The following is a 13,286-nucleotide window of genomic DNA, read 5'->3' as shown; positions in this document are numbered from 1 at the left end:
ATGACTGCCACCCCTCAGCGCCCTGACGTGCGCCGGCTCGTCCTCGCCTCCGCCTCCCCCGCCCGGCTGAACCTGCTGCGGCAGGCCGGGCTCGCCCCGCACGTGATCGTGAGCGGCTTCGACGAGGACACCCTGGAGCACGAGGAGCCGGCGCTGCTGGCCCTGGCACTGGCCGAGGCGAAGGCGGGCGTCGTGGCGGCCCTGGACGAGGCCGCGGGCTCCCTGGTGATCGGCTGCGACTCGGTGCTGGAACTGGACGGCGAGGCGCTGGGCAAGCCGGCCGACGCCGACGAGGCCACCGCGCGCTGGAAGGCGATGCGCGGGCGCGCGGGTGTGCTGCGGACCGGGCACTGCGTGATCGACACGGTGAGCGGACGCCAGGTCTCGGCGACGGCCTCGACGACGGTCCGCTTCGGCGAGCCGACGGACGCGGAGGTCGCGGCGTACGTGGCGAGCGGTGAACCGCTGCACGTGGCGGGGGCGTTCACCCTGGACGGGCTGTCGGCGCCGTTCCTCGACGGCATCGACGGGGACCCGGGCAATGTGATCGGGCTGTCCCTGCCGCTGCTGCGCTCGCTGCTGGGCGAACTGGGCGTGTCGATCACGGACTTGTGGGCCTGAGCCCCTTGCCGCCCGCGGTGTCCGCCGGGCTTGCGGTGTCCGACGGGCCCGCGCGTCCGTCGGCGTAGAGGGTCAGGGTCAGGACCAGCAGGCAGAGGATCAGCATCATCGCCGCGAAGGCGGCCCAGCCGACGAGGGCCACGGTGAGGACGCCGAGCACCGCGTGGGTGACGGCGGCGGTGACGAGCACGACGCGGGCGGGGCGGCCCGGGGCCCGGTCGCGCAGCGCGGTGACGGCGGCGAGGACGGCGCACAGCAGGAGGAAGGCGCCCATGCCCGCGCCCAGGGCGTAGGTCGCCCTGGACATGACCTCCGGATCGCTGCCCGCGATGGACATGGACTGGTTCGCCGTGGTCCGGCCCAGCACGATGTGGACGAGCACGAGCACCGCCGCCTCCGCGACGAGCACGATCGCGGCCACCCCCGCCACGAGTCTTCGCAGCACGACGCCCCACCCCCCGAATGCCATACGCCCGTTCGACGCCTGGAGGCTACTAACGGGTAGGGCGGCGGGCAAGGCATCCGGCAATACCTCTCCGCGCCTCCCCCGCAGCCGTCCGCGCGGCCATCCGGAGGACACGCCCGGCGCGCTGCCGCCCGCAGGGGCCGCCGCGCGCCGCCCGGCTGTGGGTACGGTGTTCTCCCGGTTCGCCCTGCGGGACGACGCAGCTACCAATCAGTAAACAAGGGGACAACTCCTCGCACGGCGGCAAAGAAAATGTGGGCCGTTCGTAGGGACTCGACAAAGAATCACCCGGGGCCGCTGACCCGGGAGACAGAGACCTCGGCTGCATCGCGGGGTTACTGTGCAGTCGGGGATCCCCCTGACCTGGGGCGCCACAAGGGTTCCCCGGCGGAGCGGGCCGCGCATCACACTCTGTGTGGGCAAGGTCACCACCGGGGAAGGGTCGAAAGGCCGTGTGGGCTGTCCCTAAACTCAGCTTGTTTCAAGGAGGGAGCCATCGTGCGCAAGGTGCTCATCGCCAACCGTGGCGAAATCGCTGTCCGCGTTGCTCGGGCCTGCCGGGACGCCGGGATCGCGAGCGTAGCCGTCTACGCCGACCCGGACCGGGACGCTCTGCACGTCCGCGCGGCCGACGAAGCGTTCGCGTTGGGCGGTGACACCCCGGCCGCGAGCTACCTGGACATCTCCAAGGTCCTCCAGGCCGCCGCCGACTCGGGTGCGGATGCCATCCACCCCGGCTACGGATTCCTGTCCGAGAACGCCGAGTTCGCCCAGGCCGTGCTCGACGCCGGCCTGACCTGGATCGGCCCGCCGCCGCAGGCCATCCGCGACCTCGGCGACAAGGTGGCCGCCCGCCACATCGCGCAGCGCGCCGGCGCCCCGCTGGTGGCCGGTACGCCGGACCCGGTCTCGGGGGCCGACGAGGTCGTCGCCTTCGCCAAGGAGCACGGCCTGCCGATCGCCATCAAGGCGGCCTTCGGCGGTGGCGGCCGCGGCCTCAAGGTCGCCCGCACCCTCGAAGAGGTGCCGGAGCTCTACGACTCCGCCGTCCGCGAGGCCGTCGCCGCCTTCGGCCGCGGCGAGTGCTTCGTCGAGCGCTACCTCGACAAGCCGCGCCACGTCGAGACCCAGTGCCTGGCCGACTCCCACGGCAACGTGGTCGTCGTCTCCACCCGTGACTGCTCCCTCCAGCGCCGCCACCAGAAGCTGGTGGAGGAGGCCCCGGCGCCGTTCCTGACCGAGGCTCAGAACGCCGAGCTGTACGCCGCGTCCAAGGCCATCCTCAAGGAGGCCGGGTACGTCGGCGCCGGAACGGTCGAGTTCCTGGTCTCCGCGGACGGCCTGATCTCCTTCCTGGAGGTCAACACCCGCCTCCAGGTCGAGCACCCGGTCACCGAGGAGGTCGCCGGCATCGACCTCGTCCGCGAGATGTTCCGCATCGCCGACGGCGAGGAGCTCGGCTACGGGGACCCGGTCCTGCGCGGTCACTCCATCGAGTTCCGCATCAACGGCGAGGACCCGGGCCGCAACTTCCTGCCCGCGCCCGGCACCGTCACCAAGTTCGTCGCGCCGACCGGCCCCGGTGTCCGCCTGGACGCGGGCGTCGAGTCCGGCTCGGTCATCGGCCCGGCCTGGGACTCCCTGCTGGCCAAGCTGATCGTCACCGGCGCCACCCGCGAGCAGGCGCTCCAGCGCGCCGCCCGCGCGCTCGCCGAGTTCGAGGTGGAGGGCATGGCCACGGCCATCCCGTTCCACCGCGCGGTGGTCGTGGACCCGGCGTTCGCGCCGGCCGACGGCAACCCGTTCACGGTCTACACCCGCTGGATCGAGACCGAGTTCGTCAACGAGATCCCGGCCTTCACGGCTCCGGCCGCCGAGGACACCGAGGACGAGCCGGGCCGCGAGACGGTGGTCGTCGAGGTCGGCGGCAAGCGCCTGGAGGTCTCCCTCCCGTCCTCGCTCGGCATGACCCTGGCCCGTACGGCCGCCGCGGGCGGCGCGAAGCCGAAGCGCCGCGCCGCGAAGAAGTCCGGCCCGGCCGCCTCCGGCGACACCCTGGCCTCCCCGATGCAGGGCACGATCGTCAAGGTCGCGGTGGAGGAGGGCCAGCAGGTCAACGAGGGCGACCTGGTCGTCGTCCTGGAGGCCATGAAGATGGAGCAGCCGCTGAACGCGCACCGCTCCGGCACGATCGTCGGCCTCACGGCGGACGTCGGCGCCTCGATCACCTCGGGCGCCACGATCTGCGAGATCAAGGACTGACCCCGGCCCCGGCCGGCACGCGACAGGCCCCCAGGACCGTTCGAGTCCTGGGGGCCTGTCGCGTTGTACGGGGCTCCGCGCGGCCGGGGACTCCGCGCGGCCGGAGGCTACCGCCGCCGCATGTCCGCCACCCGGGCGCGTTCCCGTTCGCCCGGGTCCGGGAGGGGGGAGGCGCTGCGGAGCTGGGCCGTGGGGCCGCCCCGGCGCTGGACCGGGAGGGGGGACTCGCGGCGCGGGCGGCGGGCACCCATGCCGTCCACGCCGCCGGCGGCCGTGCCGCCCGCCACCGTGATCTGGACGCCCTGGTCCGCGAGGGCCTGGAGTTCCGTCGCGGCGCGGTCGTCGTGCGGCGGGGGCTCATCCGTGACCAGGCGGGTCATCACGTCCGTCGGCACCGTCTGGAACATGGTGTCGGTGCCGAGCTTCGTGTGGTCCGCCAGGACCACCACCTCGGCCGCCGCCTGCACCAGCGCCCGGTCCACGCTCGCGGAGAGCATGTTGGACGTGGACAGACCGCGCTCGGCGGTCAGCCCGCTGCCCGAGAGGAAGGCACGCGAGACCCGGAGCCCCTGGAGGGACTGCTCGGCGCCACTGCCCACGAGGGCGTAGTTGGAGCCGCGCAGGGTGCCGCCCGTCATCACGACCTCGACCCGGTTGGCATGGGCCAGCGCCTGGGCGACCAGGAGGGAGTTGGTCACGACGGTCAGGCCGGGCACGCGGGCGAGCCGACGGGCCAGCTCCTGCGTCGTGGTGCCCGCGCCGACGACGACGGCCTCGCCCTCTTCGACGAGGCCGGCCGCGACATCGGCAATGGCGGTCTTCTCCGCCGTCGCGAGATGGGACTTTTGCGGGAAGCCGGATTCACGGGTGAACCCGCCCGGCAGCACCGCACCGCCATGCCGGCGGTCGAGGAGTCCTTCGGCCTCCAGCGCCCGCACGTCCCGTCGTACGGTCACTTCGGAGGTCTGGACGACGCGGGCGAGCTCCCGGAGCGACACCGCTCCGTTGGCCCGCACCATTTCGAGGATCAATTGGCGACGTTCTGCAGCGAACACGAAACTGACAGTAACCCCAACGACCGTCTGCTTTCAGCTCTTTGCGCCGGAATTCCGAAGTTGTCCATACGGCGGGGCGACTAGTGGTATACGCGGCACGAGGCTTGCGTGAACTTCTCACCACGGTCCGGCGCCCCGCCCCAAACCCCTTGCGGAGTGCGGCGATTGGAGCGGCCTACGCCTCCCCGGCCGCCTTCCGGGTGTGCAGCTGGCGGGCGACCTCCGCGATCGAACCCGACAGCGAGGGGTACACGGTGAACGCTTTTGCGATCTGCTCGACCGTCAGATTGTTGTCGACCGCGATCGAGATGGGGTGGATCAGCTCGCTCGCGCGCGGGGAGACGACCACACCGCCGACGACGATCCCGGTGCCCGGACGGCAGAACATCTTCACGAAGCCGTCCCGGATGCCCTGCATCTTGGCCCGCGGGTTGCGCAGCAGCGGCAGCTTCACCACGCGGGCGTCGATCTTGCCCGCGTCCACGTCCGCCTGCGTGTAGCCGACGGTGGCGATCTCGGGGTCGGTGAAGACGTTCGAGGAGACCGTCTTGAGGTTCAGCGGGGTCACCGCGTCGCCCAGGAAGTGGTACATCGCGATGCGCCCCTGCATCGCCGCGACGGACGCCAGCGCGAAGACGCCCGTGACGTCACCGGCGGCGTACACGCCGGGCGCGGAGGTGCGCGAGACCTTGTCGGTCCAGATGTGCCCGGAGTCCTTGAGCCGGACCCCGGACTCCTCAAGGTTCATGTTCTGCGTGTTCGGGATCGCGCCGACCGCCATCAGGCAGTGGGTGCCGGTGAGCACCCGGCCGTCCGAGAGGGTGACCTCCACCCGGTCCCCGACCCGCTTCGCGGACTCGGCGCGGGAGCGGCCCACGACGTTCATGCCGCGGCGGCGGAAGACGTCCTCCAGGACGGCGGCCGCGTCCGGGTCCTCGCCCGGCAGCACCCGGTCGCGGGAGGAGACGAGCGTGACCCGGGAGCCGAGGGCCTGGTACGCGCCCGCGAACTCGGCGCCGGTGACACCGGAGCCGACCACGATCAGCTCTTCGGGCAGCTCCTCCAGGTCGTAGACCTGGGTCCAGTTCAGGATGCGCTCGCCGTCGGGCTGGGCGTCGGGGATCTCGCGCGGGGTGCCGCCGGTGGCGATGAGGACGGCGTCCGCCGTCAGGATCGTCTCGGTGCCGTCGGCGGCGGTGACGATGACGTCCCGCGTGCCGTCGATGCCCTGCGGGCCGCCCAGCTTGCCGCGGCCGCGCATGACCTTGGCACCGGCCCGGGTGACGGACGCGGTGATGTCGTGCGACTGGGCGAGCGCCAGGCGCTTGACACGCCGGTTCACCTTGCCGAGGTCCACGCCGACCACCCGCGCCGCCTGCTCGATGTGCGGGGTGTCGTCGGCGACGATGATCCCCAGCTCCTCGTAGGAGGAGTCGAAGGTGGTCATCACCTCGGCGGTCGCGATCAGGGTCTTGGAGGGCACGCAGTCGGTGAGGACCGAGGCCCCGCCCAGGCCGTCGCAGTCCACGACGGTCACCTCCGCGCCGAGCTGGGCACCCACCAGGGCTGCCTCATACCCGCCGGGTCCGCCGCCGATGATCACGATCCGGGTCACGAAAAGTCCGCCTCACGTCTACCCGGCCGGCTGCCGCCCCGGCCGGCGGTCCGGGGGGTCTCCCCGGGGGATGCATTCCGTGCTCCATTGTCCCGCACGCTCCACGGTGCTTCGCGCCCGGTCCCCCGCCGCGGACTCCGTCCGGGTGTACCTCCGCCTGGCACACGTCCACGGCCGCCCCTCCCGTACCCTCGACCTCATGTCGCTCTACGCCGCCTACGCCGGCAACCTCGACCCGCGGCTGATGACGCGCCGCGCTCCCCATTCGCCGCTGCGCGGCACGGGCTGGATCAACGACTGGCGGCTGACCTTCGGCGGCGAGCAGATGGGCTGGGAGGGCTCCCTCGCCACGATCGTGGAGGCGCCCCGGCACCAGGTCTTCGTCGCCCTCTACGACATCGCCCCGCTCGACGAGGACTCCATGGACCGCTGGGAGGGCGTCGGCCTCGACATCTACCGGCGCATGCGGATCCGGGTGCACACCCTGGACGGCGAGGAAGCCGCCTGGTGCTACGTACTGAACGGCTACGAGGGCGGCCTGCCCTCCGCGCGCTACCTGGGCGAGATCGCGGACGCCGCCGAGTCCGCCGGGGCCCCGCACGACTATGTGATGGAACTGCGCAAGCGCCCCTGCTGAGCTTCCGCCGAGCCTCGGCCGGGCCCCCGCCGAGCCCCTGGCCAGCGCCTTCCCGGGCGGGCCCGGGACCATTGGTCGGAAACGACAAGGCAACGATCCGAACACCGTGAGCTGCGCCATCTACGCGCGTAGGCAATGAGCGGCTACGCTCGTCTGCGTGAACGCATCTGTTACCGATCCCACCGCCGCCGCCGACGCCGCGGCCGCCCGCCTGCGGGAGCTCACCGGCGCCGAGACCCACGATGTCGCCCTCGTGATGGGCTCCGGCTGGGCCCCCGCCGCCGAGGCCCTGGGCGCTCCCGAGGCCGAGTTCCTCGTCACCGAGCTGCCCGGCTTCCCGCCGGCCGCCGTCGAAGGGCACGGCGGCAAGGTCCGCTCGTACAAGATCGGCGACAAGCGCGCGCTGGTCTTCCTCGGCCGCACCCACTACTACGAGGGCCGCGGCGTCGCCGCCGTCGCCCACGGTGTCCGCACCGCCGTCGCCGCCGGCTGCAAGACCGTCGTGCTGACCAACGGCTGCGGCGGTCTGCGCCAGGGCATGCAGCCCGGCCAGCCGGTCCTGATCAGCGACCACATCAACATGACGGCCACCTCGCCGATCATCGGCGCGAACTTCGTGGACCTCACGAACCTGTACTCGCCGAAGCTGCGCGCGATGTGCAAGGACATCGACCCCTCCCTCGAAGAGGGCGTCTACGTGCAGTTCCCCGGCCCGCACTACGAGACCCCGGCCGAGATCAACATGATCCGCGTCATGGGCGCCGACCTGGTCGGCATGTCCACCGTGCTGGAGGCCATCGCCGCCCGTGAGGCCGGCGCCGAGGTGCTGGGCATCTCCCTGGTCACCAACCTGGCCGCGGGCATCTCCGGCGAGCCGCTGAACCACGAAGAGGTCCTGCAGGCCGGCCGCGACTCGGCCGCGCGCATGGGCAAGCTGCTGACCCAGGTCCTCGCCCGCATCTGAGGCCCCGGGCGACGACCGTACGAGAGCGAAGGCGGAAGTAGTGCAGGAACAGGACGACCTGATCACCCGGGCCCGGGCCTGGCTGGCGGAGGACCCGGACCCGGAGACGGCGGCCGAGCTCGCCGCGCTCCTCGACGCGGGCGACACGGCGGAGCTCGCCGACCGGTTCTCCGGCACCCTCCAGTTCGGCACCGCCGGACTGCGCGGCGAGATCGGCGCGGGTCCGATGCGGATGAACCGGAGCGTGGTCATCCGGGCCGCGGCGGGCCTCGCGGCCTACCTCAGGGCCGAGGGCCACGCCGGCGGCCTGGTCGTCGTCGGCTACGACGCCCGCTACAAGTCGGCGGACTTCGCCCGCGACACCGCGGCCGTCATGACCGGCGCCGGGCTGCGCGCGGCCGTCCTGCCCCGCCCGCTGCCCACGCCCGTCCTCGCGTACGCCATAAGGCACCTGGGCGCCGTCGCCGGCGTCGAGGTGACCGCGAGCCACAACCCGCCCCGGGACAACGGCTACAAGGTGTACCTGGGCGACGGCTCGCAGATCGTCTCCCCGGCGGACGCCGGCATCGCGGCGGAGATCGCCCGGGTCGACACCCTCGCCTCGGTGCCCCGCCCGGACTCCGGCTGGGAGACCCTGGGCGACGAGGTCCTGGCCGCCTACCTGGAGCGTACGGACGCGGTGCTGACCCCCGGGTCCCCGCGCGGCGTACGGACCGTCTACACGGCCATGCACGGCGTCGGCAAGGACGTGGTGACGGCCGCCTTCGCCCGCCACGGCTTCCCGGAGCCGGTCCTTGTCGCGGCCCAGGCCGAGCCGGACCCGGCCTTCCCGACGGTGGCCTTCCCCAACCCGGAGGAGCCGGGCGCGATGGACCTGGCCTTCGCCACGGCGGCCGAGGTGCAGCCGGACATCGTGATCGCGAACGACCCCGACGCGGACCGCTGCGCGGTGGCGGTGCCGACCGCCGACGGCTGGCGGATGCTGCGCGGCGACGAGGTGGGCGCGCTGCTGGCGGCGCACCTGGCCGGCAAGGGCGCGACGGGGGTCTTCGCGGAGTCGATCGTCTCCTCCAGCCTGCTCGGCCGGATCGCGGCGGCGGCGGGCGTCGGCCACGAGGAGACCCTGACCGGCTTCAAGTGGATCGCGCGCGTGGAGGGCCTGCGCTACGGCTACGAGGAGGCGCTCGGCTACTGCGTGGACCCGGAGGGCGTCCGCGACAAGGACGGCGTCACGGCGGCCCTGCTGGTGGCGGAGCTGGCGTCGGAGCTCAAGGAACAGGGACGCACCCTGACGGACCTGCTGGACGACCTGGCGGTGGCCCACGGGCTGCACGCCACGGACCAGCTGTCGGTACGGGTCTCCGACCTCTCGGTGATCGCCTCGGCGATGGCGGCCCTGCGGGAGGCCCCGCCGGTGTCCCTGGCGGGCCTGCGGGTGGTCTCGGCGGAGGACCTGGCCCGGGGCACGGCCACGCTGCCCCCGACGGACGGCCTGCGCTACTACCTCGACGGCGCGTACAAGGCCCGCGTCATCTGCCGCCCGTCGGGCACGGAGCCCAAGCTCAAGTGCTACCTGGAGGTGGTCGTCCCGGTCCCCGCCGCGGCCTCCCTCCCGGCGGCCCGCACCACGGCCCAGGAACTCCTGGACGCGATCAAGAAGGACCTGTCGGCAGCCATGGGCCTCTGATCCCGGGCCGAGCCCCGTCCGGCCCGGCCCACCCCACCGGCCCCCCGAGCCCCGCTCGGGGGGCCGATGCCGTCTCCGCTGCGGATCCCTACTGCGGCATCAGGCGGGCCTCGCGTGCCCCCGGGCCCTCAGCGGGGTGGAGGGGTGGGGCGGGCTATTTCGCCCAGGGTGGGGATGGATTCCGGGCGGGTGCGGACCGATTCCGTGCATTCCCAGGCGCGGGGCGGGTCCGCGTCCGGGCCGCCCAGGATCACCGGGCCCTGGCCCGCGGACACCGCCTCGTTGCCCGCCATCGTGCACACGATCTGCGACAGCGCCACCGGCGGCAGATCCTCCGGCTTGCGGCTGAGCCGCACCGTGCCCGCCGGGTCCCCCGCCCGCGGGGCCCCCGCCGTCAGCCCGGCCGGGACGCCGGTCGTGAAGCCCGCGTCCCGCTCCTCCGTGGACACCGGCCGCTCCAGCGCCACCAGCAGCGCCTGCGCCGCCTGCACCGCGGGATCCCGTACGGCCCCCTTCTCCGGCATCGGGACCACCCGCTCCACATCCACCAGCTGCGAGCCGCAGACCAGCTCCACCTCGGCCCGGAAGCCCGCCGCCGTCTGGCCCCCCGGCACCGCCGGGGTGTCGCACGAGACGCGCGAGGGGGCCGCGCCCACGTCCACCGGTACGGTCGTCGCCCGGATCCCGCAGCCCGACGTCGCCAGCAGCGCGATCCCGACGAGCGGGGCCAGTACGGCCGGCACCCCCACCGGCAGCGCCCTACGCATCCCGGTCCCCCTCACCCGTGATCACCTTTCCCACGTCCAGCGGCAGCCGCAGCGTGAACAGCGCCCCGGCGCCCTCCACATTGGCCGCGGTGATGTCCCCGCCGTGGATGTGCGCGTTCTCCATCGCGATCGACAGGCCGAGCCCGCTGCCGTCCGACTTCGGCCGCGACGCGCTCGCCTTGTAGAAGCGGTCGAAGACGTGCGGCAGGACCTCCTCCGGGATGCCCGGCCCGTTGTCCTGCACCGCGATCACCAGCCAGTCCCCCGCCACCGACACCGACACCCGCACCGGCGAGCCGCCGTGCTTGAGGGCGTTGCCGATCAGGTTCGCGAGGATGACGTCGAGCCGCCGCGGGTCCAGGCGCACCATGATGTCGCGCGCCGCGTCGAGTTCGACGGCGTCGAGCCAGGCGCGGGCGTCGATGCACGCCGTGACCTGGTCGGCCACGTTCACGTCGTCGAGGACCAGCCTGGCCGTGCCCGCGTCGAAGCGGGTGACCTCCATCAGGTTCTCCACGAGGTCGTTCAGGCGGCGCGTCTCGCTGACGACCAGCCCGACCGCCGGCGCGATCATCGGGTCGAGGTCGTCGACCTCCTCCTCCAGCACCTCCGCGACAGCCGTCAGCGCGGTCAGCGGCGTCCGCAGCTCGTGGGACATGTCCGCGACGAAGCGCCGGCTGGACTCCTCCCGCGCGCTCATGTCCGCGACCTTCTTCTCCAGCGCCTCGGCCGTCTTGTTGAACGTGTGCGACAGATCGGCCAGTTCGTCGGTGCCCGACACGTCCAGCCGGTGGTCGAGTTCGCCCTCGCCGAGCCGGCGCGCCGCGTCCCCCAGCCGCTGCACGGGCTTGAGCACCGTACGGGCAGCGGCCTGCGCGAGCAGCGCGGAGCCGAGCAGGGCCAGGCCGGTCGCGATGGTCAGGGACCAGGCCAGCGCGTTCAGGTCGTCCCGCTCCTGGGCGAGCGACTTGTACATGTAGCCGGTCGGCCCGCCTCCCACGATGCGGGTCCCGCCGACGAGGTAGGGGTTGCCGCGCGGCTTCGTCCGCTGCCAGTACATGTGGTACTCGGCGTCGTTGGCCGCGGTGGTCTTCTGCCGGTCGTTCACCGCGTGCTGGAGGGACTTCGGTACGTCGGCCAGCCGGAAGTTGTCCGGCCCGGCAGCCCCGTACATCAGCCGGTTGTCCTTGCCCGTCTCGACCAGCAGCACGCTGTAGCCGGGGCTGCTGCCCGCCATCAGCTCGGCGGTGCGCTGCAGTTCCTCGGGCGTCGGGTCCGCGGGCAGGGCCGCGGCCCGGTTCTGCATCTCCTGCCGGAAGTCGCCGAGGGCGGCCTCCTGGACGCGGGTGAGCACCGCCTCCCGGTTGAGCCAGTAGGCGATCCCGGAGGCGGAGACGGCGGCGGTCAGGGCGACCAGCGCGAAGACGAAGAGGAGCCGCAGCCGCAGGCTGGTCCAGCGCCGGCCCGCGAGCAACGACCGGATCACTGCGGGGAGTCCAGGCGGTAGCCGACGCCCCGGACGGTCCGGATCAGGGTGGGCGAGGAGGGTACGTCCTCCACCTTGGCCCGCAGCCGCTGCACGCAGGCGTCGACGAGCCGCGAGTCGCCCAGGTAGTCGTGCTCCCAGACCAGCCGCAGCAGCTGCTGGCGCGACAGGGCCTGGCCGGGCCGGCGGCTCAGTTCGAGCAGCAGCCGCAGCTCGGTCGGGGTCAGCTGCAGGTCCTCGCCGTTCTTCGTCACCGTCATCGCCGCCCGGTCGATGACGAGGGAGCCGAAGCTCGCGGAATCGCTCGACTCGCGCTCGCCGCGGCGCAGCACGGCCCGGATGCGGGCGTCGAGCACCCGGCCCTGGACGGGCTTGACGACATAGTCGTCGGCCCCGGACTCCAGGCCCACCACGACATCGATGTCGTCGCTGCGCGCGGTGAGCAGGATGATCGGCAGCTGGTCGGTACGCCGGATCCGCCGGCACACCTCGAAGCCGTCGATCCCGGGCAGCATCACGTCCAGCACGATCAGATCCGGCCGCTGCTCGCGCAGCAGTTTCAGGCCGTCCTCGCCCGTCGCCGCGGTGGCCACACGGTGGCCCTGGCGTGACAGGGAGAGTTCGAGGGCCGTGCGGATGGCGTCGTCGTCCTCGATCAGCAACAGGAAAGGCACGGGCTCATTCTGTCCCATCGGCCGTCGGGAGTTCGACCGTCAGGGGGCGGGGATCCCGGCCGGGTCGGCGCGGGGGACGGCCGTGGCCGCTGTGACAGTGCTGTGACAGTCGACGGACACCCCGGTTAAGTCGGCCGGGCAGGCTTCTTCTCAACGCACAGCTCAACGCACAGCGAACCGAAGCAGACACACTCCACGACGGGGGGCGCGAGATGAACACGCTGCACAGCACCAGCACCAGCGCGGTTGTCACGCGGCTGCACGATGTGAACCGCCGGGCGGGTGCCCGTTCGGTACCGGTCTCCCGGCCCCGGCCGGCCCACGTCGTAGCCATTGACGCACACCAGTACCAGGCGGTTCCCGCCCAGCCGGCCCCGTCCACCACGTCCGAGGCCGAGTTCACCGCGTACGTCCAGGAGCGGCGCGCCGCGCTGTACGCGACGGCCTTCCACCTCACCGGTGACCGCTACGAGGCCGAGGACCTGCTGCAGAGCGCGCTGTTCTCCACGTACCGCGCCTGGGACCGGATCAGCGACAAGGCGGCCGTCGGCGGCTACCTGCGCCGCACCATGACGAACCTGCACATCAGCGCCTGGCGCCGCCGCAAGCTCAACGAGTACCCGACGGAGGAGCTGCCGGAGACGGCCTCCGACACGGACGCGATGCGCGGTACGGAGCTCCGCGCGGTGCTGTGGCAGGCACTGACCCGGATCCCGGAGCCGCAGCGCACGATGCTGGTGCTGCGCTACTACGAGGGCCGCACGGACCCGGAGATCGCGGACATCCTCGGGATCAGCGTCGGCACGGTGAAGTCGAGCATCTGGCGCTCCCTGCGCCGCCTGCGGGAGGACGAGGCGCTGAGCTTCGGCCGTGACGAGGCGGAGTCCTTCGAGGAGCTGGTCGCCTGACGGCGGCCCGATGAACCACCCCGGCCACGGGGGACCGTCCCGCGGGGGTGGGACGGCGGCCATCAGGGGTAGAAGCGTCCATCAGGACGCCGTCGATGAGCTCGTCGAGACCGCCGAGCGGGATCGGGAAGCGCCGGGCGGCGT

General features: G+C 72.7%; 12 protein-coding genes. 6 read left to right on the top strand and 6 right to left on the bottom strand.

Annotated features, from left to right (window positions below; all coding sequences use genetic code 11):
* On the top strand, positions 1–621 hold the full coding sequence (locus tag ABZ873_RS26625) for a nucleoside triphosphate pyrophosphatase (RefSeq protein WP_360876655.1): 621 nt from the start codon (positions 1–3) through the stop codon (positions 619–621).
* Here the strand turns inward: ABZ873_RS26625 and ABZ873_RS26620 are convergent.
* The gene (locus ABZ873_RS26620) at positions 602–1,066 is read right to left on the bottom strand and encodes a hypothetical protein (RefSeq protein WP_360876652.1); all 465 of its coding nucleotides are present in this window, start codon (positions 1,064–1,066) and stop codon (positions 602–604) included. The two genes, ABZ873_RS26625 and ABZ873_RS26620, sit on opposite strands and share 20 nt — an antisense overlap.
* Before the next feature lie 519 nt (positions 1,067–1,585).
* Between ABZ873_RS26620 and ABZ873_RS26615 the strand changes: the two genes are divergently transcribed.
* Positions 1,586–3,349: a biotin carboxylase N-terminal domain-containing protein gene (locus tag ABZ873_RS26615; protein WP_360876649.1), complete on the top strand. Its 1,764-nt coding sequence runs from the start codon at positions 1,586–1,588 to the stop codon at positions 3,347–3,349.
* A 107-nt stretch (positions 3,350–3,456) separates the two neighbouring features.
* Here the strand turns inward: ABZ873_RS26615 and ABZ873_RS26610 are convergent, their stop codons facing one another.
* Positions 3,457–4,404 carry a DeoR/GlpR family DNA-binding transcription regulator gene (locus ABZ873_RS26610; RefSeq protein WP_360876646.1) on the bottom strand — a complete coding sequence of 316 codons (948 nt, stop codon included), beginning with the start codon at positions 4,402–4,404 and terminating at the stop codon, positions 3,457–3,459.
* A gap of 175 nt (positions 4,405–4,579) precedes the next feature.
* The gene (locus tag ABZ873_RS26605) at positions 4,580–6,019 is read right to left on the bottom strand and encodes an NAD(P)H-quinone dehydrogenase (RefSeq protein ID WP_360876643.1); all 1,440 of its coding nucleotides are present in this window, start codon (positions 6,017–6,019) and stop codon (positions 4,580–4,582) included.
* A 199-nt stretch (positions 6,020–6,218) separates the two neighbouring features.
* On the opposite strand from ABZ873_RS26605, the gene ABZ873_RS26600 reads away from it, so the two are divergent.
* The 3 genes from ABZ873_RS26600 (at position 6,219) to ABZ873_RS26590 (ending at position 9,307) form a co-directional block, all read left to right on the top strand.
* On the top strand, positions 6,219–6,656 hold the full coding sequence (locus ABZ873_RS26600) for a gamma-glutamylcyclotransferase (protein WP_030822886.1): 438 nt from the start codon (positions 6,219–6,221) through the stop codon (positions 6,654–6,656).
* A 157-nt stretch (positions 6,657–6,813) separates the two neighbouring features.
* Complete coding sequence (locus tag ABZ873_RS26595; RefSeq protein ID WP_360876639.1) at positions 6,814–7,620, top strand: purine-nucleoside phosphorylase; 807 nt, start codon at positions 6,814–6,816, stop codon at positions 7,618–7,620.
* 40 nt (positions 7,621–7,660) lie between these two features.
* Complete coding sequence (locus tag ABZ873_RS26590; RefSeq protein WP_360876636.1) at positions 7,661–9,307, top strand: phospho-sugar mutase; 1,647 nt, start codon at positions 7,661–7,663, stop codon at positions 9,305–9,307.
* Positions 9,308–9,435: 128 nt separating this feature from the next.
* Here the strand turns inward: ABZ873_RS26590 and ABZ873_RS26585 are convergent, their stop codons facing one another.
* Genes ABZ873_RS26585 through afsQ1 form a run of 3 tightly spaced genes read right to left on the bottom strand, consistent with a single transcriptional unit; the run spans position 9,436 to position 12,234 of the window.
* Complete coding sequence (locus ABZ873_RS26585; protein ID WP_360876633.1) at positions 9,436–10,074, bottom strand: hypothetical protein; 639 nt, start codon at positions 10,072–10,074, stop codon at positions 9,436–9,438.
* Positions 10,067–11,560 (bottom strand): HAMP domain-containing sensor histidine kinase, encoded by a 1,494-nt coding sequence (locus tag ABZ873_RS26580; protein WP_360876630.1) that lies wholly within the window; start codon positions 11,558–11,560, stop codon positions 10,067–10,069. Before ABZ873_RS26580 ends, ABZ873_RS26585 begins: the two co-directional genes overlap by 8 nt.
* Positions 11,557–12,234, bottom strand: a complete 678-nt coding sequence (gene afsQ1, locus ABZ873_RS26575) for a two-component system response regulator AfsQ1 (RefSeq protein WP_063754818.1) — start codon at positions 12,232–12,234, stop codon at positions 11,557–11,559. The genes ABZ873_RS26580 and afsQ1 overlap by 4 nt, the downstream gene beginning before the upstream one ends.
* A 212-nt stretch (positions 12,235–12,446) precedes the next feature.
* Between afsQ1 and ABZ873_RS26570 the strand changes: the two genes are divergently transcribed.
* Positions 12,447–13,142 (top strand): SigE family RNA polymerase sigma factor, encoded by a 696-nt coding sequence (locus ABZ873_RS26570; RefSeq protein WP_360876627.1) that lies wholly within the window; start codon positions 12,447–12,449, stop codon positions 13,140–13,142.
* Positions 13,143–13,286: the final 144 nt, after the last annotated feature.

Origin of the sequence: Streptomyces sp. NPDC047014 (assembly GCF_040644195.1) — a bacterium.
GTDB lineage: Bacteria > Actinomycetota > Actinomycetes > Streptomycetales > Streptomycetaceae > Streptomyces.
Note: the sequence above shows the minus strand (reverse complement) of the source record. Positions and strands in the feature narration are given on the sequence as shown.

Coding starts and splice junctions, on each gene's coding strand:
- ABZ873_RS26570 (WP_360876627.1), top strand. CDS start 12,447: ATGAACACGCTGCACAGCACCAGCACCAGCGCGGTTGTCACGCGGCTG.
- ABZ873_RS26625 (WP_360876655.1), top strand. CDS start 1: ATGACTGCCACCCCTCAGCGCCCTGACGTGCGCCGGCTCGTCCTCGCC.
- ABZ873_RS26600 (WP_030822886.1), top strand. CDS start 6,219: ATGTCGCTCTACGCCGCCTACGCCGGCAACCTCGACCCGCGGCTGATG.
- ABZ873_RS26585 (WP_360876633.1), bottom strand. CDS start 10,074: ATGCGTAGGGCGCTGCCGGTGGGGGTGCCGGCCGTACTGGCCCCGCTC.